A 21,321-nucleotide genomic window follows, 5' to 3' on the forward strand; every position below is an offset into this window, starting at 1 on the left:
GTTTTGTGGGGGGCTTCGCAAAACCCAGTTGGGGGACAATGCCCCCCCCTTCTTTGGTGCCCCCCCCCCACGCCACATTTGCTCCACTCCTCAATGGACGGACTTGAGAATCAACGACGCAGGACACTAGAACCCTTGGACGGAAGCCAGAAACGCTTGGCGGGCGTCGGAAGTGCCGTGCTGGGGCCAGAGGGCTTGCAGTGGTACATGTACGGTCGGCCGCAGTTCCAGGACGAGAACGGCGCCGCCCGCCGCCGGTCCGGGCGGTGCGGTCACGAAGGCGACCCCTTCGGTGTCGAGGACGGCGGTGACCGGTGGCGTTCCCTGGATGGGGTTGCGGCGGACGCGTGGTTCGAATCCCGCGTCGCGGCAGAGGTTGACGAGCAGGTCGGTGTATCCGGATCGGCCGGGGTGACCCCAGACGGTGATCTCTTCGCCGTCGAGGTCGCTCAGCCCGAGTTCCTCGCGGTCGGCGAGGCGGTGACCGGCGGCCACGGCGACGTTGAGCCGCTGCCGGATCAGGGTGGTTCCGACCAGGCCGTGCGCGAGGGTCAGCGCGCGGCCGAGGCCGAGGTCCAGTTGCCCGCCGAGGAGCTGCGCGATCAGTTCGTCGGGGTAGCGCTGGTTGACGTCGATGATGAGCCCGGGGTCGGTCTGGTGTTTGCGCAGCAGGGCGGTGACCTCGTCGCCGGTGACGGCAGGGGTGTGGCCGACGCGGAGTCGTTCCGGTTCGCTCCGGCCGATGCGGCGGGCGCGCTGGACGGCGGAGTCGGCGATACCGTGCAGGAGGTGGGCGTCGGCGATCAGTGCCTGCCCCGCGGGGAGCACGGTGACCCCGGTGGCGCTCCGCTCGAGCAGGGGGACGCCGACTTCCCGCTCGAGCGTGCGCACCGAGGTCGACAGCGCCTGCTGGCTCAGGTGCAGCCTGGTCGCCGCGCGGGTGAAGCTGCCTTCTTCGGCGACGGCGATGAGGTGGTTCAGCTTGTACAGGTCCAGGCCCACCCCGGGGTTCCCCTTCGTGTTCGGTCTACGGCGTCTTGGTCAGGGTAAGGGTCAGCGCGTGGTGTAGCCGCCGTTCGGGAACATCGTCTGGCCGGTGAACCAGCCGCCGTCGGTGGCCAGGAAGCGGATGATCGGGACGATGTCCTCGATCTTCGTCAGTCGTCCGCCCTTGGCCTGGGACTTGTGGAATTCGACCCGCTCGGGGGTTTCCTGCGGGTAGAAGAACGGGGTGTCCATCGGGCCGGGCGCGACGACGTTGACCGAGATGCCGCGGTCGGCGAATTCTTTGGCGGCCGCCCTGGTGAAGTGCTCCAGCGGGGCTTTGCCGCCGGCGTAGGTGGAGTAGCCGTCGGTGAAGGCCGCCAGCAGTGAGGTGCCGAGGCTGATGATCTTGCCGTTGTCGGAGAGGCGTCGGCCGGCTTCCTGGATGAAGAAGTAGGCGGCTTTCGCGTTGACCGCGAACATGCGGTCGTAGTCCTCTTCGGTGGTTTCGAGGATCGGCTTGCGCAGGACCATGCCGGTGGTGTTGACCGCGATGTCGGCGCCGCCGAAGGTGTCGACGGCGGTGTCGAAGAGGCGGCGGACGTCGGCGACCTCGGTCAGGTCGCCTTGGACGGCGACGGCTTCGGAGCCGGCGCCGCGGACGGCTTCGACGGTCTTCTCGGCGTCGGCCGCGGAGGCGTCGCCGTGGTAGTGGACGACGACCTTGGCGCCGGCTTCGCCGAGTGTGGTGGACAGGAGTCCGCCGAGGTTCTTCGCGCCGCCGGCGATGATCGCCACTGTTCCGTTCAGGTTCTGTTCGCTCATGACTTCGAACGTAGGAGCCAGGGGCAGGGGTTGGGAAACACAAGATCGAGGTGGGGTCACAAGCCTGGCTTGTGGGCTTTCCCACCTGCGCGGAGCCGGGAATCTTCGGGATCGAACGGCGAGATGACCTCGTATTGTGGACACTCGGATCGTGCTCCGAGAAGTCGACGACCTTGATCAGCCCACCGCCCCCGAGGAGGCGCCCCGGCAGGGGCGTCCGGCGCGTGTGTTCGAGAGAGTTCTCGACCGCCTGGCCTGGTCGCCTTATCCGAGAGCGATCCTGCTGTATCTCGTGATCCGCACGGCGAGTGTCCAGTTGCTCGATGTGCTGGCCGCCCGGCGTGGCGCGACGTTGACCGATCGGCTGACCGCGTGGGACGGGCAGTGGTATCTGCGGCTGGCGGTGCACGGGTACGCGGATCTGCCGGGGACGCTGGACGCGGCACGGCAGCCGTACTCGGACGCGCCGATGGCGTTCTTCCCGCTGTATCCGAAGCTCGTCGGCGCGGTGATGTGGCTCGGGCCCGATGTCGTGACGGCGGCGCTGACGGTGTCGGTGCTGGCCGGTCTGGTGCTGGCGTGCGGGCTGGTCCGGATCGGGCGGGCGGTCTCGCCGGAGCGGGGTGACCGGACCGGGTTGCTGCTGGTGGCGCTGTGGGCCGGGGCGCCGATGGCGATCGTGTTCTCGATGGCTTACACGGAGGCGGTGTTCTGCGCGTTCGCCGTGTGGGCGCTGGTGGGTGTGCTGGAACGGCGCTGGTTGCTGGCCGGCTCGTGTGCGTTCGCGGCCGGGTTGTCGAGGTCGACGGCGGTGGTGCTGGTCGCGGTGGTCGTCGTCGCGGCGTCGATCGAGGTCTTCCGGCTTGGCGAGAAGCGCTGGTGGGCGCTCGCGGGGGCGGTGATCGCCCCGTTGGGGGTGGCGGGGTATCTGGGCTTCGTCGCGTACCGGACGGGGAGTTGGACCGGCTGGCAGGACATCGAGTTGCGGGGCTGGAACACCGAGTTCGACTTCGGTGCGGAGACCGCGGATTCGGTGCTGGCGCGGTTGACCGGGGACGAGTCGGTGTTCAGCACGCTGACGGTGCTGTTGCTGCTGGGTGCGGTGGCGTTGGCGCTGGTGGCGGTGTTCATCCGGGTGCCGTGGCCGTTGACGCTCTACGGGGCCGGGGTGTTGTTGCTGGCCATCGGCACGCGGGGGCTGCCGGATGCGAAGATCCGGTTCATCCTGCCCGCTTTCCCGGTGCTGGTCCCGATCGCGATCGGGTTGTCGAAGCGGCGGACGGTGACGGCGGTGGCGGCCGCGGTGGCGTGGGTGGTGCTGGGCGCGTGGTTCTCGGCGCATGCGCTGACGGCGTGGCGGTACGCGATCTAGTGCCTCATCGCGGGCATCGGGCTCAAAGGCACGTTGCCTTGGCTTTCATGGCATGAAAGCAGATTGAAAGGCGCTCCCGGGATCGTGGGTGCCCCGCCCGAGGTGGGCGGGAGATCACGAGGGGATTGTCATGAGAGTTCGTTCGAGGGTCGTCGCATGTCTTGTGTCGGTGTTCATGGCGCTCGCGCTGACGTTCGTCGGCGCGGGATCCGCGGCGGCGGACCAGTCGAAATCCATCTCCGGGAAGTCGCCGGACGGCGGCGCGAGCATCAGCGGGACGCTGACGTGGACCGGCCGGGGCAGCTTCAAGGCCGACGTCACGTTGAAGGACGCGAAGTGCGACGGAAACCCCGTCTACTTCTACTTCATCATCAACAAGGGGTGGACGAGCGAGTGGCAGGGGAAGCGGCGCGACAACAACGAAGGCTGCGGCAAGTCCATTACCTGGAAGGGCATCGAGGGATCTGACACCAACGGCATCTTCGGTCCCACGCTGCGGGTGTGCACGGACATCCGGCCGGGGGTGGACTCTTGCAAGGAGTACGGCTACGACAACCCGTACTTCCCGTAACCGGCCTCACGTTCCTTGATGAGGCGCTAGCTCGCTTGCCTGGTCCGGTGGTCGGCGACGTGGACCCTGGTCGCGCAGCGGGTCGAGCAGAATCGGCGGCGGCCGTTGCGGGAGACGTCGACGTAGACCGTTTCGCAGCCTTCGCGTGAGCAGACGCCGAAGCGGTCCGGGGCGTCGCAGACGAGGTGTGCGAGTCCGCCGGCGGTGTAGGCCCGGACCCGGGGCGCGGTGCCCGCCTGTGCGTCGACGTAGTGCAGGTGGGGCGCTTTGCCGTCGTGGGTGGAGATGTAGGGCTTGGACGCGGAGTCGTGGAGCAGGGCGTTGACCAGGTCGACGCGGGTGGCCGGATCGGCTTCGAAGACGCGCCTGAGTCTCTTGGTCCACGCGATGATCTCGGTCGCTTCGTGGTCCTGTACGGCGGCGACGGTCATGCGGTCCCGGAAGATCGCGGTGAGCGTGGCCGGGTCGGCGGCGTCGCCCAGGTTGACCAGTTCGGCGGCGATCTGCGCGGCCGCCCCGCCGTAAGGGTTGAAGTGCATTGACTCATTACAGCACGATCGGGGTATGGAAGCGAACAAGTGCCCGCGGTGCGGCTGGCCGCTGGCCGAACTGCCTGAAAGCGCGACGACGTCCCAGCGGGTCTCCCAGGGGAGGCTGGAGTACGTCCGGTGCCTGTGCGGGAGCTGGCTCGCGCGGGTGGACGGTGTGGTGATCGGGGCGACCAAGTCCCAGCTGGGGCAGGCTCGGCTCTGACGGCGGGGTTCTGTTCCGCTACTGACAAGATCACAATCCGCCCAATATTTTCTGCTCGTCACGTTGATGACGAACTGGGGATTGGGGGTAAGACACAATGAAGGCTGTTCGTTTCTTCACTCGTTCGATGCTGCGCAGCATTCGCAGCAAGGAATCGGGCTGGGTGATCTACTACATGGATTACTGATCCTGAGTCATTCCGGTTGCGGCGGCGATCCCGGATCGCCGCCGCAACCGTCTTGTTCTGGGGGAACGATGCACACAGTCGTCGAAGGTGTCCAGGATGGCCTGATGGCCGACCCGCTGCGTCCCCTTCTGACGTGGGACCGGACCGGGAAACCCCCGGTGGTCCTGTTCGAACCGGGCCGGTACCTGGTGTCGGACGCGGAGATCGCGCGGACGGTGCTCGCGAGCACGACCGAGCCGTTCGAGGCACGGGCGGCCACACTGGGCGCGGTCGCGGACTGGATCCCGGGTTCGGAGAGGAGCCGTCCGGTGAACTCCGCGATCGCGCGGGAGCTGGATGCCGTGCTGCGGTCGTCGCCCCGGGAGCGGATCGCGGAAGAGTTGCAGGTCGCGATGGGTGGCGAGGCGTGGCCTTCGGCGGTTTCGGATCTGTACCTGCGGTTGTTCGGTGATCGACTGTTGCCCGATCTCACCCCGTCCGCCCGCAAGGCGCTGCACCGGGCGTTGTCGTTGTCGAACCGGCGTGACCGGGACAGATCCGCGGTCGTCGCGTTGCGCCGGCGGATCGCGCACAGCCGGGCGGAGGCCGCGCTCTATCGCTGGGCGTCGGACAGAGACGGGGACACCGGGTTTCAGAAGGCCGTCCGCGACGCGGTCGGGTCGATGGACGATGTCGCGCTGGTCCTGCACGGCCTGATCGGGGCGCTGTGCCGGCTGTGGCCGACGGCCTGGTTGATGTCGCGGAAGGTCACGAGTCCGGTCGAGGTCGGCGGGGTGGCGTTGTCGCCGGGCGAACGGCTTTACCTGTGCACCTTTCTGCTGCATCGTGATCCGCGGGTGTGGAATGACGCCGACGAGTACCGGCCGTCGCGCTGGGAAAATCCGCCGGAGGGGTACAAATCGGTGTATCTTCCCTATGGTTTCGGCGCGGCCGCCTGTGTCGGTTCACGTTTCGTGAACCAGGCGACCGCGCGTGTCCTGGAATGCTGGAGTGAATTGCCTGCCGCGAAAATCGAACTGCGGAAAGAAGATCCGGTGATGGGGCCGATTCTGGCCCCGCCGGAATTCCGTTTCGCTCAGGTGTAGTACCCGGCCACCGGCACGCGGGCCTCGTCGTACAGCGCGGGGCCTTCGAGTCGTACGCCGGGGCCGGTCGCGGGTGGCTTGAGTGCGGTGACCTGTTCGCCGGAAAGGGCGAACACGACCCGTCCGAGGCCGGAGCGTTCGATGGCACCCTGGCACATCCCGCACGGCTGGCAGCTGGTGTACATCGTGGTCGCCGCGGCGACGGCGGGTTCGAGTTCGCGTGCGGCCCACACGGCGAGTTTCAGCTCCGGGTGCAGGCTGATGTCCGATTGCGACACCGTGGTGTTGTGGTCCTCGGCGAGCACCGCCCCGTCGGGGCCGACGAGCAGTGAGCCGAAGGGCGGGTCGCCGTCTTCGCGGGACTTCGCGGCCAGTTCGATGGCGCGGCGGAGGAACTTCTCGTCTTCGTCGGTCATGGTCGGTCCTGTTCGGTTCGGTAGCGGCCCAGTTCCCAGTGTGCGGCCACGGTCGCCAGTGCTTGCCAGGCGGCTTCCGGGCGGAGGGTCTCTTCGGGGTCGCCGGAGAACGGGTCGAGTACGACCGTCTCGGCGCCGAGGTGGCGAAGCCGGTCGAGGTCGTCGACGATCTGCTCGATCGTGCCTTCCCCGGCGGCGCGATCGGGTGCGGTGACCGGGCGTTCGGTGACGTTCAGCAGGATCCGCGGCGTGAACGCGGGGACCGGCCGGTCGTGCGCGTCGGCGATGGTCTTGACCCTGGTGAGCGCTTCGGTGAGCCAGGGGAGGGTGGCCCGCAGCGGATGCCAGGCGTCCCCGACCCGGACGGCGCGGCGGATCCCGGCGTCGCTGTTGCCGCCGACCCAGATCGGGATGTCGCCGGCGCGGTAGTCGGTGTCGTCGCCCCAGGCCTTCCGGACGGCGTCGAGGTGGTCGTCGGTCAGCCGTCCCCGTTTCTCGAACGGGACGTCGAGTGCCGCGAACTCCTGACGGGCCCAGCCGGACGCGACGCCGAGCACCAGCCGTCCGCCGCTGAGCTGGTTCAGGTTCGCGGCCATGCGGGCGATCAGCAGCGGATGCCGGTACGGGACGATCAGCACGGTGGTGCCCAGCCGGATCCGGTTCGTCACACCGGCGAGCCACGACAGCGTCGTGAACGGTTCGTAGAACGGCGCCGGGTACTGCTCGGCGACGTCGGGGGTGATGGCGACGTGGTCGGACACCATGAGCAGGTCGTAGCCGAGGCCTTCGACCGTGGTGGCCCAGCCGCGGAGGATCCCGGGGTCGGTCCCCGGTCCGAAGTTCGGGACGTTGACACCTATTCGCACAGGTCAAGGCTATCGGCGGGCGGGAAACCCGGGAAGGGATCTTTCCCGGCGTATGGCGGATTCGGCCGTGGATCTGCCGGTATTCTGGCCGGATGGCCGAGACTCTCGACGCGACGGACTGGGCGATCCTGGTGGAGCTCCAGAAGGACGGGCGCCTTCCGCTCACCGAACTGGGGAAGCGGGTCAGCTTGAGCGCGTCGGTGACGACCGAACGGGTCAAGCGGCTGGAGTCGGCCGGGGTGATCACCGGCTATCGCGCGGAGGTCGACCTGGAGAAGGCCGGGTACGTGGTGCTCGCGGTGGTGCGGTTGAAGTACCCGGGCAGCAAGCACGCGCCGTTGCACAAGCTCCTGGCCGAGCGGACCGAGATCCTCGAATGCCTCCGCACGACCGGCGACGACTGCTATTCGCTGAAGATCGCGGCCCCGTCGATGGGACGGCTGGAGGAGATCGTCAACGAGCTCGCGCTGTTCGGGAGCACGAACACCAACATCGTCTACAACCAGACGTTGCCCTATCGGGGGCCGCAGGGCCCGTGACCGCACCGGTCACGGGCCCTCGAGGGTCAGCTTCGGCCCGCTGTCTCCCAGAGGCCGATGACGTTGCCTTCCGTGTCCTTGAAGTAGGCGGAGAAACCCATGTCGCCGACCGCGGTCCGGCCGACGAGCGTCGAACCGCCCTGCTTCTCGATGACCGCGAGCGTGTCGTCGACACTGTCGACGTCGAGCACGATCACCGGACCCGACGCGGGGCTGAGTTCCTTCGCCAGCATGCCGCCGTTGATGTATCCCGGCTCCGAGGGCATGCCGGTCTCGGCGGTCGGCCCCGAAGCGACCATCGTGTAGTCCATCCCGGGCATCGTGTCGGCTTTCCAGCCGAAGACCTCCCGGTAGAAACCGCGTGCGCGCTCCCCGTCCTCGAACGGAATCTCGAAATGCACGACCCGTCCGGCCATGGTCATCAACTCCTGTCGTGGCGTCGGATTCGGAACGCCACCAGCCAATAGCCGCCGGACCTGGCGCGCTAGAGGACTTCGCCCTCTCCGAACCACCGGCACAACGCCTCGATCAGCTCGTCCTGATCCTCACCCGCCCACGCCACGTGACCGTCCGGCCGCAGCAGTACCGCCGGTACTTCCAGTTCCTCGCTGACGTCGACGACGTGGTCGACCCGATCCACCCAGTCCCGCACCGACAGCGAGCCGGTCTGGTCGAGCAGCAGGCCGCGGCCACCGCGGGTCAGCCCGTAGAGGTGGCCCTGTTTCAGCTCCAGATCGCGCATCCGGCGGCCGAGCAGTTCGTGCCCCTCACCGAAGTCGTAGCGGATCGCGGTCGCGGTGATCTTCTCGGTCAGGAAGCGGCTGACGTCTTCGAAGTTCATCAGTTCCGCCAGCAGCCGCCGGACCGCCTGCGAGCCCGGATCGAGTGACATCAGCTGCATCTGCGCGCGGGTGTTGTCGAGTACCGCGGCGGCCACCGGATGCCGTTCGGTGTGGTAGGTGTCCAGCAGGTCGTCCGGTGCCCAGCCGTTGACCGCGGCCGCGAGTTTCCAGCCGAGGTTGAAGGCGTCCTGGACGCCGAGGTTGAGCCCCTGCCCACCGACCGGCGGGTGGATGTGCGCCGCGTCGCCCGCCAGGAACACGCGTCCGGCCCGGTAGCGCTCGGCCAGCCGCGTGGCGTCGCCGAAGCGGGAGAGCCAGCGGGGTGAGTGGACGCCGAAGTCGCTTCCGGCGACCGCCACGAGCTGTCGTTTGATCTCGTCGAAGGTCGGCGGGACCCGCGGGTCCTCGGCCAGGCCTTCGGCGGGCACGCCGACCCGGTAGACCCCGTCGCCGATGGGGGAGAGGCCGAACCGAAGCTGGGTCTTGCGGACCTCGGTCATCACGGCGAGCACCGTTTCCCAGTCCTCGGTCAGTTCCATCTCGCCCAGCAGCGTCTCGGCGGTGGCGGGCTCGCCGGGGAAGTCGATCCCGAGGAGCTTGCGTACCGCGCTGCGGCCGCCGTCGCAGCCGACGAGGTAGCGCGAGCGCAGCCTCGTCCCGTCGGCCAGTTCGACGTTCACCCCGTCCTCGTCCTGGGACAGTCCGACCAATTGGCGGCCGCGCCTGATCTCGACGCCGACCTCGGCGGCGTGGTCGATCAGCAGGCGATCGGTGACGGTCTGGGGGATGCCGAGGATGTAGGCGTGCGCGCTGTCCAGCGTCGGCGCCGGTTTGACGATGCCCGCGAAGGAGCCGCCGACCGGATACTTCTTGCCGTGTTCGAGGAACCGCTCCAGCAGACCGCGCTGGTCCATCACCTCGATACTGCGCGCGTGCAGGCCCATCGAGCGGACGACCTTGGACTGTTCCAGGTCCTTTTCCAGGACGACCACGTGGACGCCGTGCAGCCGCAGTTCGGCGCCCAGCATCATGCCGGTCGGCCCGCCGCCGGCGATGATCACGTCGATCAAGAGTTCCCCCGGTTGTCGAGCTCGTGTTTGTCCGGCGGGGATTCTGCGGCATGACCGGGGTCTTGCCACAAGCCCCCAGGTGCGTTATACGTTAGAAGTGGCAGGGAGAGTCGTTCTCTCTGCCGTTGTCATTTCAGTCCGCAGTGGACGGACAAAACCCCCGTTAGAGGCAATGTGGATCACTGTGACCTGTGACGAACTTGTTCGTAACGAACATGTTCGTTAGAGTGTGGTCATGGCACCTGCGAAGAGCCGCCGCGAGCGACCGGCCAAACCCGCGCTCACCCGAGACGGCATCGTCGCCGCCGCGGTCGCGATCCTGCGCGAGGAAGGCCTGCGGAAGGTCACGATGCGCCGGCTGGCGCAGGAACTCGACACCGGCGCCGCCTCGCTCTACGTCTACGTCCGCAACACCGCGGAACTGCACGCGGCGATCCTGGACGAACTCCTCGGCACCATCACCCCGCCGTCGGCCGAAGGCTCCTGGCGTGACCGGCTCGAACAGCTGCTCACGGCCTACACCGCGACACTGCTGGAGTACCCCGGTCTCGCCTTGTCCGCACTGGTGGCCCGCCCGAGCGGCGAGAACTACCTAGGCCTGGTCGAGAACCTGCTCGCCCTGCTCGCCGAGGGCGAGGTACCCACCGAGCGGCGCGCCTGGGGGATCGACATCCTCCTGCAGCACGCGACATCGACCGCGGCCGAGCACGCCGAGCAGGAATCGCCGGAGGACTGGGACGCACTGGCCCGCGCCGTGCGGGACGCCGACGAGACGACCCATCCCCAGATCGCCGCCCACGCGGCCGACCTGCTCACCGGTCGGCCGGAGCAGCGGATGTCGTGGGGATTGCAGGTGCTGATCACCGGAATCACGCACACCGGCCTGCCGCCGGAAAGGAACCCGACATGACCACGCACCACCCCATCGCGATCATCGGCGCCGGCCTCGGCGGACTCACCCTGGCCCGCGTCCTGCACATCAACGGCGTCGAGGCCGCGGTCTTCGACCTCGACGCGTCGCCGTCCGCCCGGACACAGGGCGGCATGCTCGACATCCATGAGGACTCCGGACAGGTCGCGCTGCGGGCCGCCGGTCTCCACGACGAATTCCGCACGCTGGTGCACTCCGGCGGCGAGGCCATGCGCATCATCGACCGGCACGCCGTCGTGCACCTCGACGAGACCGACGACGGCGACGGCGGCCGTCCCGAAGTCGCCCGAGGCGACCTGCGCGACCTGCTGCTCGGCTCCTTGCCCGAGGGAACCGTGCGCTGGGGCGCCAAAACCACCGGCGCACACCCGCTCGCCGACGGCAGGCACGAGGTGACGCTGGCCGACGGCACGTCGTTCACCACAGACCTGCTGATCGGTGCCGACGGCGCGTGGTCCAAGGTCCGCCGCCTCGTCTCCGACGCCGAACCGAGCTACGAGGGTGTCTCCTTCGTCGAAGTGCATCTGCACGACGCCAGGGAGCGCCACCCCGCGAGCGCCGCGCTCGCCGGCGACGGGATGTTCTTCGCACTCGGTGCGGGCAAAGGACTTCTGGGGCATCACGACAGCACCGGCAGCCTCCACGTCTACATCGCGCTCAAAACCGCCGAGGACTGGATCTCCACCATCGATTTCAGCGACACCGCTGCCGCGAAGGCCGCCGTGCTGGACCGCTTCGACGGCTGGGACGCCGGTCTGCGCGCCTTGATCACCGACGCTGACGGCGAGCTGGTCCCACGGCCCATCCACGCGCTGCCCATCGGCCACCGCTGGGATCGGGTTCCCGGTGTCACCCTCGTCGGGGACGCCGCCCACCTGATGTCGCCGTTCGCCGGCGAGGGGGCCAACCTCGCGATGCTCGACGGCGCCGAACTCGGCCTCGCCCTAGCCGCGCATCCCGGCGACGTCGAAGCCGCACTCAAGGCATACGAAACGGAACTGTTCCCGCGCAGTGAAGCCTCAGCGGCGGAATCCGCGGAAAGCCTCGTCCTCTGCTTCGCCGAAGACTCCCCGAAACCTTTGCTGGAACGGTTCGCCGACCAGCGCCCGCGCGCCACCTGAAACGGCTACTCCAGGTCACCACTCGGACGTGGTGTGCTCTCACACGTCCAGCGGAGTCCCGGCGGAGCGTGGCGCTCCACTGTGGACATGAGGCCAAGAGATGGCATCTTCCGCTCGGAAAGGAGCATTCCCATGCCCGTCATGAAGACGGCCGCGGTCCGTGCCGCCACAGCAGGTCTTTTCGCGGGCCTCACGCTGAGCTCTGCCCTGGTCGCACCCGCGGCCCACGCGGCCCAGGGAGACTTGGACTGCACCGGCGCGTTCAATATCGACATCACACCCCCGTTGACTCCCCAGCGCCTGACTTCCACAGCCCACGCCACCGGCCTGTTCGCCAACTGCTTGTCGCTCAATGGCAGGTACGACAACATCCAATCAGGCGTGATCGATGCCTACGCCACGGTCAGCGCCAACGGCCTTCCCGCCAACATCTGCCAGCTGTTGCTCACCTTCAAGAGCAACAACCCGGCCGTCAACACCTTCACCTGGTCGCCCAACGCCGGAATCAGCCATTACACCTGGAGGATCAGCACCGATCCGGCCCAGGGAGTCGTCCTCCAAGCCCATATTTCCAGCGGCACCCTGGCGGGCGACACGGGAACGGCTGTCCCCGTTCTGGCCGATCCCAATCCCGACTGCGCGCTCAACGGCCTCAAGTCCCTGACGGTGGACCTGGGAGCGTTCAACTTCGACTGACCGACCCCGCCGGCTGGGCGCGCCTGGCGTAGGCACGGGCGGCACGGGCCCGGTCGCCACAGCGCACGGAACACCACTGACGCCGGCCGTTGCGCAGGAAGAACCGAGTGCACGGCGGAGAGCCGCAGGCCGCGATCCGCTCCGCGTCCGGCCCGGTGACCAGGTCCGCGGCGTTGGCGGCGAGTGTCGCCAACGCGTGCTCGACGATCTGGGTGATCGGATGCGACGCGGTGCGATACAGCCCACGGGCCGGGTCCCAGCGCAGGAGCTCGGCGGTGGGCGCCTTGCTCAGCGCCTCGTTGACGGCGTTGAGCGCGCTCTGCGGCGCCGGATCCGAACAGGACCGCGACGCGAGCAGCACCCGCACCTGCTCACGCAACGAGCGGACCAGACCCGCGCACATCTCCTGAAGACCGGCGTCGACCGGGGCGAGACCCTGTTCGGCGAGCCAGTCCGTCGCGGCGCCCGGAGTGCCGAGCAAATCGATGAACTGGCCGCCGGGCAACGCGATCGTGGTGTTGGCGAGCGCCAGCGCGACGTACTGCTCGGCGCCCGGGGCGGGAGGAAGGGCAGCGGTGTCGTCCACGTTCTCATGGTAGGCGCTGGGCTCATCCATGAGAAACTCTCACGGAAGTAGTTGCGGTTATCCGTGACAACTCGATAGGGTTACTCACGGAAAGAACAATACCTATCCGTGAGGTGGATGATGGACCAGATCAGCGACCAGCTCTCCGTCCAGGTCTTCGGCGGGCCGACCGCATTGATCGACTACGGCGGAGTGCGGTTCCTGACCGACCCGACCTTCGACGAACCCGGCTACTACCCGAGGCCCAACGGGAGACCCGGCCTCACCAAGACGGCGCCGTCGTCAGCGAACCCCGCGGACCTCGGCCACGTCGACGCCGTCCTGCTCTCCCACGACGAGCACCCGGACAACCTCGACCACTCGGGCCGGAAGCTGCTGGCGGACGTGCCCTTGACACTCACCACGCCCAGCGGCGCGGGACGGCTCGGCGGCACCGCGAAAGGGCTGGAGAACTGGGAGACCGTCGAACTCGACCGGCCGGGCGGGGGAGTCGTGACCGTGACCGCCGCACCCGCGGTCCACGGACCTTCCCCGGACAAGGTCAGCGGTGACGTCGTCGGCTTCGTGCTCACCGGCGCCGGCCTGCCGACGGTCTACGTCAGCGGCGACAACGCCTCGCTCGACGTCGTCCGGCAGGTCGCGGAGCGATTCGGGCCGGTCGACACCGCCGTGCTTTTCGCCGGGGCTCCGCGTCTGAAGCCGGTCTTCGACGGAGCTCTGCTCGTCCTCGACAGCGCCTTGGCCGCCGAGGCGACGCGCATCCTCGGCGCCCGCACGGTCGTCCCCGTGCACATCGACAGCTGGAATCACTTCACCGAAGGCCGCGACGAGCTGGTGGCCGCGTTCACCTCGGCCGGGCTGGCGGATCGGCTGCGCCTGAGCCGAGCTTGATCGTCTACGTTCGAGGTACGTCGACGAGAAAGCGAGTACCGCCATTCCCTCCGCCACGCTGAGCATTCCCACCCCCGACGGCCAGTCCGACGCCTTCGCCGCGTACCCCGGCGAAGGCGGAACGCATCCGGGTGTCCTTCTGTACCCGGATGCGTTCGGCCCACGCCCCGTCCTGTGGGACATGGCCCGCGAACTGGCCGATCACGGCTACTACGTCCTGGTCCCCAATGTCTTCTATCGGCACCGCCCGGCACCGGTGTTCGACCTTCCCGAGCACATCACCGCCGAACATCGCCCCGAGCTGTTCGGCCAGATCATGCCGCTCATCGAGGCGCACACGACCGAACGCGCCCTGAGCGACGCCGGCGCCTACCTCGACTTCCTCACCGCTCGGCCCGAGGTCGGCGCCGGACCGGTCGCCGTGATCGGCTACTGCATGGGCGCCGTCCTCGCGATGCGCACCGCGACAGCCCACCCCGATCAGGTCGCCGCCGTCGCCGGTTTCCACCCCGGCGCACTCGTCACCGACCAACCCGACAGCCCGCACCGGCGGATCCCAGGCCTCACCGCGAAAGTCCACCTCGGCCTCGCCGAGGGCGACATGACACCCGAGGCGATCGCCGAGATCAGTCACGCGTTCGACGCCGCCGGAGTCGAGTACAGCTGCGAGATCTACCCCGGCACCGTCCACGGCTACACCATGTCCGACACCGACGCCTTCGACGCCGCCGGTTCACGACGCCATTGGGAGCGGCTGCTCGAACTCCTTGGGAGCACCCTGAGGTCTTGATCGACGCCCGCTTCAGGCTTTCTTTATTGTGCGAGGAATTCACTCCTCGCGGTTCTGGCCCAACTGGCAGAGGCACCTGGTCGAGAACCAGGACAGTCGGGGTTCGACTCCAGGTAGGGGCACCACGACATCCGCCGAGGCATACGCGGCCGAGAACGAATCCAGCCTGGTCAACGCCTACTACACGCTGCCCGCCATCCTCGATCTGGCCGGCGAGGTGACCGGCAGGCGGATCCTCGACGCCGGGTGTGGCGCGGGCCCTTCGTTCGAGGCGCTCCGCGATCGAGGTGCCATCGTGACCGGCTTCGACTCCAGCGCCAAAATGCTGGAGCTGGCCCGGAAACGGCTCGGCGAAGAAGCGGCCCTGCGGCTCGCCGACATCGGCGAGCCGCTGCCCTTTCCCGACGGTGCCTTCGACGACGTCATCGCCGCCCTCGTCCTGCACTACCTCGAAGACTGGACAGCGCCGCTGGCCGAGATCAGGCGTGTGCTGAAACCCGGCGGCAGGCTGATCATGGCCGTCAATCACCCGATCATCTTCAAGCTGGTCCACCCCGAAGCCGACTACTTCAAGACCGTCAAGTGGTCGGACGAGTACACCTTCAGCGGCGAGAAAGCCGTGCTGACGTACTGGCACCGGCCACTGCACGCGATGACCGACGCCTTCACCGCGGCGGGTTTCCGGACGGCGGTCGTCAGCGAGCCACCCCCGGCGCCGGGGGCGCGTGAGCGCTTCCCGGAGGAACTCGCGGGCAAGACCGCCTTCCTGAGTTTCCTGTTCTTCGTCCTCGAGGCCGTCTAGCCGGACGTCAAGGTCGGACTGGCTGGATGTTCTCCAGGTCCTTCAGCAGGCTCGGGTGCCGGGGAGTCCAGCCGAGCGCTTGGCGGGTGTGCGCGCTGGACGACGGCTGGTCGGCCGCGAAGATGACGCCGAGGGGGCCGTAGGTCTCCATCGGCACAGACTCGACGGGCAGCCCCAGGCGCGTGCCGATGACCGCCGCGATGTCGCGCACCTGGTCGCCCTCGTCGGCCACGGCGTGCCAAGCGGTACCGGCTTCGGCCTTCTCCAGCGCGAGCCTGAAGAGGACCGCGGCATCGAGGGCGTGCACGGCAGGCCAGCGCTGGGTGCCGTCGCCCGGGTAACCGGACACTCCGCTCTGGCGCGCCATCCCGGTCAGCACACCGGCGAACCCGCCAGCGCCCTCGTTGTGGACCGTCCTCGGCAGGCGGACGGCCGAGCTCCGGACTCCGCGTGAAGCCAGATCCAGGACCCCGGTGACCGCGCGACCGCGACCGCCGACCGGCCCGTCGGTCGGAATCGGGTCGGTCTCGGTGGAGGCGCGGCCCGGTGTGGCGGGCGTGCCCGAACAGGTCACGAAAGGACGGCCGGTGCCGACGAGCTCCTCGCCGAGGGCGGAGAGGGCGGCGCCTTCCTCGGCGACCGCGTTCGCCAGGGCTTCGGGGCTGCTGAAGTCGTTGGCGAAGGCCAGATGGATCACGGCGTCGGCTTTGGCGGCGGCGGTCCGCAGGACGTCGAGATCGGCCAGGCCACCCCGGATCGGCTCGGCGCCGGCGACCGAGACGGCCTGAGCCGAGGCCTCGGAGCGGGCGAGTGCGAGGACGGTGTGACCGTTGCCGAGGAGCTCGGCGACCACGGCGGACCCGATCAGGCCGGTGCCACCGGTGACGAAGACGTGCATGGACTCTCCCGTAAGTGATGGGACTCTTGTCCCGTCACTCTACCAGTGTGATGGGACAAGAGTCCCATCACATAGAATGGCCTCATGGGTCGATGGGAGCCGGACGCGCGTGAACGCCTCGTCATGGCAGCCGTCGACCTGTTCACCGAGCAGGGCTACGACGCCACGACGGTCGTGCAGATCGCCGAACGTGCGGGCGTCACCAAGAGCACCTTTTTCCGGCACTTCCCCGACAAACGCGAACTGCTGGTCGCCGGACAGGAAACGCTGAGCCGGCTACTGACCGAGGGGATCGCCGAGGCGCCCGTCGAAGACAGCCCGCTGGAGGCGGTCGCCGCGGGTCTCGTACGCGCGTCGACCGCGATGGGCCCGATGAGCCGGGAGATCGCCCCACGACTGAAGGCCGCAGTCGCCGCGAGCGCCGAGCTTCAGGAACGAGACGCCCTCAAGAGTGTCAGCCTCGCAGCCGCCATGACCGCCGCTCTCGTCGCCCGCGGCGTGCCCGATCCGACCGCCGCCCTCGCCAGCGAGCTCGGGGTCCTCGCCTTCAAACGGGGATACGCCGAATGGTCCGAAGGCGACCGCGCTCCCGAGGACGGCTTCGCCACCTACCTGCTCAAGGCCCTCGACGAACTGCGCGCCGCGAGCGCATCTCTCGGCTGACCGAAACAGGTCAGTTGCCGTTGAGGTGCCAGGCGTCGGCGACGAGGTCGACCGCGCTGCGCGCCGGGTCGCGGGCGGCGTGATCGTAGACGCCGCTGGTGGTGTCGATGCTGGCGTGTCCCACGTCGGCCTGCACGTGTTCCAGTGAGGCCCCGGCCTCGACCGCGGCGGTCACGTAGAAGTGTCGCAGCGAGTGAGGGTGCATCACCTCGGCGACACCGGCCAGTTCCGGACCGGCGGACGCGGCGATACGGCGCAGGAGCTGCCAGATCGCCTGCCGGGTGAACCGGCGTCCGCCACGGGTCACCAGCAGGGGCAGATCCGGGGTCCGGGTGCGACGACCGGCGCCGGTCACCACCTCGGTCCCCGTACCGTCCGCGCGCAGCGCCAGATAGTCCATCAGCGCGCGCTCGGCGGGCACGCTCAGATACACGATGCGGACTTTCCCGCCCTTGCCGCGCACGCGAAGCGCCCGCCGTCCCCGGGTGACGTGCAGGTCGGCGCAGTCGAGCCCGCACAGCTCGCTGACCCGCAACCCCAGCGTGAACAGCGCGACGATCGCGACCGAGCGCGCGACATCGCAGGCACTCGCGCCCCGCCGCGGCGTCCCCGCCGCCTGGTGCAACGCCGCGACCTGCCGGTTCGTCAAGGTGACCGTCGCCGACGTGCTCGCCGTCGCCGCGGCCAGCCCCAACCGCCTCCGGTCCAGCGCCGCCGGATTCGCCGCCACCAGACCCGCGTCGGCCAGGGACGCGTACATGGTCTTCACCGTCGCCAGCATCCGGTCCCGCGTCGATGGCGCCGCACCCGCCGACTCCAGGTCCCTCAGCCACGTCTTCACCTGTGCCGATGTCGCCATCGCCGGATCCACTCCGTTGGCCGCGCACCACCGCAGCCAATGACAGGCCCGTAACCGGCCCCGGCCCGCCGGGGGAGGCCCTGCCCGGCCCGCCGGCTTGGGCGCGATGACGACGGCCTGGGCGTAGGCGGCCACTGCGTCAGTCCACCGATCCTGGGCCGGGGCGCCGATCCGGGGCCGTATCCAGGCGCCGATATCGGCGGTGGTCACCGGCAGTCCCAGCCCTTCCGCGTAGGTGCGGCGGGTCTGCTGGTTGCCGTATCCGGTCAACCACTCTGTGATGCCGGAAAGCAGGCTTGCCGGATCCGCGACCCCCGGCCAGACTTCACTTTCTCCCACAGCTTCTCCGGGTGAGACAGCGGCGGAATCGAGGCCGGACAAGAGCTTCACTGTCGGCTGCCCTCCGGGCTCCGGTCGGTCGCGTCGTTCATCCGATCACCGTAGTGGTAGCGCCGGATACACGATCGTGCCGCCGAGCAGCGTCACCGTGACGAAACGGGGCGGCCATCTGGCATAGCGGGCGAATCGTGTTACTCGCGGTAACGGCAAACGCGTTTTCGGGCCGGTCGTTCAGCCCTGTTTCCAGGGCGATCACGGCCCCTTTCGGCCGAAATCGAAGCTCCTAAACCCTAGATCAGAACTTAGCTACAAAATGTATCTTCTGTAGCTAAGTTACGTTGTGGTTGTGAATACAGATACCTCAGTTAGAGGTTATGTAACTAACAAGGTAGGCTTCGGGTATGGTCGAGAACGCGAGCGCGGTAGCCGAAGAAGGCGCGCCGGAGCAGGCACGATGCGGGTTCCGTAAGTGCCGGGAACCGCTGCCGCCACCGGGGCCGCGGGGAGGCAGGCCTTATGAGTTCTGCCCAGACCGGACATGGCCCGGCGGAAAGAGCTGCAAGCAACTGGCCGCGGCCGAACAGGCCCTGCGAGAGGCGCTGGGCGATGACGCCGTGCCGTCCGCGGCGCTGGCGGACGCCGGACAGGCCTTCGACCAGGCGGCCGCCGCGCTGACCGACCCTCTCCGTACGTTGAGCAACGCGCTCGACGCCGTCACTGCGCACCTGCGCGATGAGATCGCGGCTGCCGTCGGCCAAGCCGACACCGCCCATGAGGCTGCGGCGGAAGCCGACCGGCAACGGGACGCCGCGCTGGCGCGAGCGGCCGAGGCCGAAGCGGCCGCCGAGGCTGCGATGGAAGCCGCCCGGACGGCTCAGCAAGCCGAGCAGCTGGCCAAGGCGACCACGGACGAGGCTGTGGAGGCCAGGTCCGCCGCCCAGCTGGCTCAGGCGAAAGCGGAGTCGGCCGCCGCGGTGATCACCAAGCACGCACAGGAAGCAGCCGAGGAAGTGGCGACGCAGCGAACCCGGGCCGATCAGCTGGCCGCCACGCTCTCAAGCCTCAATGAGGAACTGGCGACACGGACCGCGGAACGGGACGCCGCACGGGACGCCCTCACCGCATCCGATGAGCAACGCAAGACATGGGAACGGCTGCTGGACACACAGAAAACCGAGCTGACCGCGGAGCTGGGCGCCGCGCGAGAACAGCTACGAGCGCTCGACGCCCGCTATCAAGAGTCCCTCGCCGAGCGAACCGCACGCGAAACCGCATCCCAAACACGACTCGCGGACGTTTTGACAGAGCTGAGTGCCGCGCGCGAGCAACTCACCGCGGCCCAGCAGCAGATCACCCGAACACAGGCATCGCGCGAACAGGCCGCGGGGACGCTGGCCCGCATCCAGCACCGTGCTCTCGCCGCGACAGAGGAACCGGCAACGTCACTACGACACGACCTGCTGGAGATCCTCCTCGGCGACGGCGTCGCGGCTCCGAAGACACGCGAGTGATCGTCGGCAGCGAACTACCGAATCAGACCGCCGAGCTTGGCCAGCCCTTCCTTGATCCCGTCCTCGATGCGCCGGTACGCGTCCGCCCCGGTGACCAGGCTGTCCGCGATGCCGCCGACCGTTTCCACCCCCGCCGTCAGCCGGTCCCCGGCCGCCGTGACGTGCTTGGTCAGTGTGTCGCTGAAGGTGGTGGCCGCGGGCACGTCGCCGAGCAGATGCGGTACCAGTTGCAGCCGCGACATCGCGCCGGCGGCAGTGCTCAACGTCGACGTCGCCCCGTCCAGGACGCCCGCGGCACCGATCAGCGAGTCGGGATCGGTTTCGTATCCGGCCGCGCCGGGGGAGAGCGCGCCGTCCGGGTCGAGGCCGAGCTCCTCCAGGGAGATCCTGGTCAGCTCCGGTTCGTCCCACTTCGAGCCCGGGTTCTTCTGGTACCCGTAAGCGCCGGACTCGTGCGCCAGCACGATCTCCCCGTCGATCTCGACGGCCTCTTCGACGCCGTGGGAGTCGTAGCCGTCTTCGTTGCCCGGGTCGCCGCCCTTCAACTCGATCTCTTCGCGATCGTTGAAGTCGTACCACTCCGGCGTCCGGTCCTGCCGGTAGAACTTGCCGCTGTGCCCGTCGGAGGACGAGAAGATGAACTCGTCGTCGCGCACCACGACGCCCTGGACGTTGTTCGGTGTCTCGATCGGGTCTCCGGCCTCGTCCGGCAGGGGTAAACCGTCCGAATTGACAGGGATTTCGTAGAGCCGGTTGTTCTCGTAATCGCCCACGAAGAGCTTGCCTTGGGCGTAGGTGACATAGCTGTGGGCGGGCGTCGGAACCGCATCGATGGCGTCGACCGGCTTGCCGCTGTTCTGTGCGGCGTCGAGCTCTGCCTTGTCGTAGACGTACACGTGCTTGTCGGACGACACCCAGACATACTCACCGTCCGTCGCGACACCGCCGGTGTGCGTGGGCGCGTCTACCTCGCCGTCGCCGTTGAGGTAGACGTTCCCCGTTTCCACGCCGGTCTCGTAGTCGACGTAGGTCAGCCTGCTGGGGGGCAGGCCGGTGCCGATCGGGTTATCGCCCGACCCGTCGCCGTTGCCGTCGTGGTACGAGCCGACGAGCAGGTTCTCGCCGTCGTAGGCCAGACCTTGCGAAGTCCACGGCTCGCCTGGGTTGACTCCGCTGATGTCGGCGTTGCCGTCGCTGTCCCAGCCTTCGCTTCCGCCGCCGTCGGTCGTGGCCGCCAGCGCGGTGAGCCTGCTTTCGTACGTTTGCTGGGCGACGGTCAATGCCCGGATGGTCTTCATCGCGATCTCCGGCGCTTCGAGGAGGTCGGTCAGGCCGAGCTTGCGCCATGGTCCGATGGCGGTGTCGGCCGACGTCCGCAGCGCGGAGTACGCCTTCGCGGCACCTTTGATCGCCGCCTCGGCGGTGTTGAGCTGGGTGTACACCTCGGCGACGGTTCGCGAGGACCGTTTCGCCTTGCCGACGAACTCCGCCGCCGCCGTGCCGCGCCAGGATCGGGCCGCTCGCAGGGCGCCGTCGGAGATCCCGTCCGCCACGGTCTGCAGCGACGTCTTGGCGTCGGCGATGGTGGCGCCGACCTCGGCGATACCCGCCGCGTCCCCCGACGTGAGCTTGGCGTAGAGCGGTTCGGGATCCAGGAACGGCATCGGCTTCTCCTCGGGCAACCCCTGGTCAGGGTGGGTTGTGCGCGTTCAGACGCCCGAAGG

24 protein-coding genes are annotated in these 21,321 nt (G+C 68.5%); 13 read left to right on the forward strand and 11 right to left on the reverse strand.

What is annotated here, in order from left to right:
* Nucleotides 1-126: 126 nt before the first annotated feature.
* Both ACIBTM_RS21475 and ACIBTM_RS21480 read right to left on the reverse strand, forming a co-directional pair.
* The gene (locus ACIBTM_RS21475) at nt 127-1,002 is read right to left on the reverse strand and encodes a LysR family transcriptional regulator (protein WP_395878806.1); all 876 of its coding nucleotides are present in this window, start codon (nt 1,000-1,002) and stop codon (nt 127-129) included.
* Between the two features lie 51 nt (nt 1,003-1,053).
* Nucleotides 1,054-1,809 (reverse strand): SDR family oxidoreductase, encoded by a 756-nt coding sequence (locus tag ACIBTM_RS21480; RefSeq protein ID WP_395878807.1) that lies wholly within the window; start codon nt 1,807-1,809, stop codon nt 1,054-1,056.
* Between the two features lie 151 nt (nt 1,810-1,960).
* Between ACIBTM_RS21480 and ACIBTM_RS21485 the strand changes: the two genes are divergently transcribed.
* Both ACIBTM_RS21485 and ACIBTM_RS21490 read left to right on the forward strand, forming a co-directional pair.
* Nucleotides 1,961-3,181: a hypothetical protein gene (locus tag ACIBTM_RS21485; protein ID WP_395878808.1), complete on the forward strand. Its 1,221-nt coding sequence runs from the start codon at nt 1,961-1,963 to the stop codon at nt 3,179-3,181.
* A gap of 130 nt (nt 3,182-3,311) precedes the next feature.
* A complete protein-coding gene (locus tag ACIBTM_RS21490; RefSeq protein ID WP_395878809.1) occupies nt 3,312-3,752 on the forward strand; it encodes a hypothetical protein in 441 nt (146 codons plus the stop codon).
* A gap of 26 nt (nt 3,753-3,778) precedes the next feature.
* Here the strand turns inward: ACIBTM_RS21490 and ACIBTM_RS21495 are convergent, their stop codons facing one another.
* A complete protein-coding gene (locus ACIBTM_RS21495; RefSeq protein WP_395878810.1) occupies nt 3,779-4,291 on the reverse strand; it encodes a CGNR zinc finger domain-containing protein in 513 nt (170 codons plus the stop codon).
* A gap of 25 nt (nt 4,292-4,316) precedes the next feature.
* On the opposite strand from ACIBTM_RS21495, the gene ACIBTM_RS21500 reads away from it, so the two are divergent.
* A complete protein-coding gene (locus ACIBTM_RS21500) occupies nt 4,317-4,505 on the forward strand; it encodes a hypothetical protein (RefSeq protein WP_395878811.1) in 189 nt (62 codons plus the stop codon).
* Nucleotides 4,506-4,796: 291 nt separating this feature from the next.
* Entirely contained in the window at nt 4,797-5,777 is a 981-nt protein-coding gene (locus tag ACIBTM_RS21505; protein ID WP_395878812.1) for a cytochrome P450, read from the forward strand.
* On the opposite strand, the gene ACIBTM_RS21510 is transcribed toward ACIBTM_RS21505, so the two are convergent.
* Together ACIBTM_RS21510 and ACIBTM_RS21515 are read right to left on the reverse strand one after the other, a co-directional pair.
* Nucleotides 5,768-6,193 (reverse strand): nucleoside deaminase, encoded by a 426-nt coding sequence (locus tag ACIBTM_RS21510; protein WP_395878813.1) that lies wholly within the window; start codon nt 6,191-6,193, stop codon nt 5,768-5,770. The genes ACIBTM_RS21505 and ACIBTM_RS21510 overlap by 10 nt on opposite strands.
* Entirely contained in the window at nt 6,190-7,059 is an 870-nt protein-coding gene (locus tag ACIBTM_RS21515) for an LLM class flavin-dependent oxidoreductase (RefSeq protein ID WP_395878814.1), read from the reverse strand. The genes ACIBTM_RS21510 and ACIBTM_RS21515 overlap by 4 nt, the downstream gene beginning before the upstream one ends.
* A 92-nt stretch (nt 7,060-7,151) precedes the next feature.
* Between ACIBTM_RS21515 and ACIBTM_RS21520 the strand changes: the two genes are divergently transcribed.
* Nucleotides 7,152-7,598, forward strand: coding sequence for an Lrp/AsnC family transcriptional regulator (locus ACIBTM_RS21520; protein ID WP_395878815.1), 447 nt, complete (start codon nt 7,152-7,154; stop codon nt 7,596-7,598).
* 26 nt (nt 7,599-7,624) lie between these two features.
* Here ACIBTM_RS21520 and ACIBTM_RS21525 read toward each other — a convergent pair whose 3' ends face one another.
* Nucleotides 7,625-8,014, reverse strand: a complete 390-nt coding sequence (locus tag ACIBTM_RS21525) for a VOC family protein (protein WP_395878816.1) — start codon at nt 8,012-8,014, stop codon at nt 7,625-7,627.
* A gap of 68 nt (nt 8,015-8,082) precedes the next feature.
* Complete coding sequence (rox, locus tag ACIBTM_RS21530; RefSeq protein WP_395878818.1) at nt 8,083-9,510, reverse strand: rifampin monooxygenase; 1,428 nt, start codon at nt 9,508-9,510, stop codon at nt 8,083-8,085.
* A 235-nt stretch (nt 9,511-9,745) separates the two neighbouring features.
* Between rox and ACIBTM_RS21535 the strand changes: the two genes are divergently transcribed.
* The 3 genes from ACIBTM_RS21535 to ACIBTM_RS21545 all read left to right on the forward strand — a co-directional run bounded on the left by ACIBTM_RS21535 (nt 9,746) and on the right by ACIBTM_RS21545 (nt 12,258).
* Nucleotides 9,746-10,420 (forward strand): TetR/AcrR family transcriptional regulator, encoded by a 675-nt coding sequence (locus tag ACIBTM_RS21535; RefSeq protein ID WP_395878819.1) that lies wholly within the window; start codon nt 9,746-9,748, stop codon nt 10,418-10,420.
* Nucleotides 10,417-11,562, forward strand: a complete 1,146-nt coding sequence (locus ACIBTM_RS21540; protein WP_395878820.1) for an FAD-dependent oxidoreductase — start codon at nt 10,417-10,419, stop codon at nt 11,560-11,562. Before ACIBTM_RS21535 ends, ACIBTM_RS21540 begins: the two co-directional genes overlap by 4 nt.
* A gap of 132 nt (nt 11,563-11,694) precedes the next feature.
* Entirely contained in the window at nt 11,695-12,258 is a 564-nt protein-coding gene (locus ACIBTM_RS21545; protein WP_395878821.1) for a hypothetical protein, read from the forward strand.
* On the opposite strand, the gene ACIBTM_RS21550 is transcribed toward ACIBTM_RS21545, so the two are convergent.
* Nucleotides 12,245-12,874, reverse strand: coding sequence for a CGNR zinc finger domain-containing protein (locus tag ACIBTM_RS21550; protein ID WP_395878822.1), 630 nt, complete (start codon nt 12,872-12,874; stop codon nt 12,245-12,247). The genes ACIBTM_RS21545 and ACIBTM_RS21550 overlap by 14 nt on opposite strands.
* A 90-nt stretch (nt 12,875-12,964) precedes the next feature.
* On the opposite strand from ACIBTM_RS21550, the gene ACIBTM_RS21555 reads away from it, so the two are divergent.
* The 3 genes from ACIBTM_RS21555 (at nt 12,965) to ACIBTM_RS21565 (ending at nt 15,327) form a co-directional block, all read left to right on the forward strand.
* A complete protein-coding gene (locus tag ACIBTM_RS21555; RefSeq protein WP_395878823.1) occupies nt 12,965-13,735 on the forward strand; it encodes an MBL fold metallo-hydrolase in 771 nt (256 codons plus the stop codon).
* A gap of 43 nt (nt 13,736-13,778) precedes the next feature.
* Nucleotides 13,779-14,525, forward strand: coding sequence for a dienelactone hydrolase family protein (locus ACIBTM_RS21560; RefSeq protein WP_395878915.1), 747 nt, complete (start codon nt 13,779-13,781; stop codon nt 14,523-14,525).
* A gap of 76 nt (nt 14,526-14,601) precedes the next feature.
* Complete coding sequence (locus tag ACIBTM_RS21565; RefSeq protein ID WP_395878916.1) at nt 14,602-15,327, forward strand: class I SAM-dependent methyltransferase; 726 nt, start codon at nt 14,602-14,604, stop codon at nt 15,325-15,327.
* A 7-nt stretch (nt 15,328-15,334) separates the two neighbouring features.
* Here ACIBTM_RS21565 and ACIBTM_RS21570 read toward each other — a convergent pair whose 3' ends face one another.
* Nucleotides 15,335-16,225 carry an SDR family oxidoreductase gene (locus ACIBTM_RS21570; RefSeq protein WP_395878825.1) on the reverse strand — a complete coding sequence of 297 codons (891 nt, stop codon included), beginning with the start codon at nt 16,223-16,225 and terminating at the stop codon, nt 15,335-15,337.
* A gap of 84 nt (nt 16,226-16,309) precedes the next feature.
* On the opposite strand from ACIBTM_RS21570, the gene ACIBTM_RS21575 reads away from it, so the two are divergent.
* Nucleotides 16,310-16,888, forward strand: a complete 579-nt coding sequence (locus ACIBTM_RS21575; RefSeq protein ID WP_395878826.1) for a TetR/AcrR family transcriptional regulator — start codon at nt 16,310-16,312, stop codon at nt 16,886-16,888.
* 10 nt (nt 16,889-16,898) lie between these two features.
* Here the strand turns inward: ACIBTM_RS21575 and ACIBTM_RS21580 are convergent, their stop codons facing one another.
* Nucleotides 16,899-18,086 carry a tyrosine-type recombinase/integrase gene (locus ACIBTM_RS21580; protein WP_395878827.1) on the reverse strand — a complete coding sequence of 396 codons (1,188 nt, stop codon included), beginning with the start codon at nt 18,084-18,086 and terminating at the stop codon, nt 16,899-16,901.
* 401 nt (nt 18,087-18,487) lie between these two features.
* On the opposite strand from ACIBTM_RS21580, the gene ACIBTM_RS21585 reads away from it, so the two are divergent.
* The gene (locus ACIBTM_RS21585) at nt 18,488-19,597 is read left to right on the forward strand and encodes a response regulator receiver protein (protein ID WP_395878828.1); all 1,110 of its coding nucleotides are present in this window, start codon (nt 18,488-18,490) and stop codon (nt 19,595-19,597) included.
* Nucleotides 19,598-19,611: 14 nt separating this feature from the next.
* Here the strand turns inward: ACIBTM_RS21585 and ACIBTM_RS21590 are convergent, their stop codons facing one another.
* Nucleotides 19,612-21,261: a WXG100 family type VII secretion target gene (locus tag ACIBTM_RS21590; protein ID WP_395878829.1), complete on the reverse strand. Its 1,650-nt coding sequence runs from the start codon at nt 21,259-21,261 to the stop codon at nt 19,612-19,614.
* Nucleotides 21,262-21,321 lie beyond the last annotated feature (60 nt).

The sequence above is a fragment of the Amycolatopsis sp. NPDC049868 genome (assembly GCF_044461365.1).
In the GTDB taxonomy this organism is placed as follows: Bacteria; Actinomycetota; Actinomycetes; order Mycobacteriales; family Pseudonocardiaceae; genus Amycolatopsis.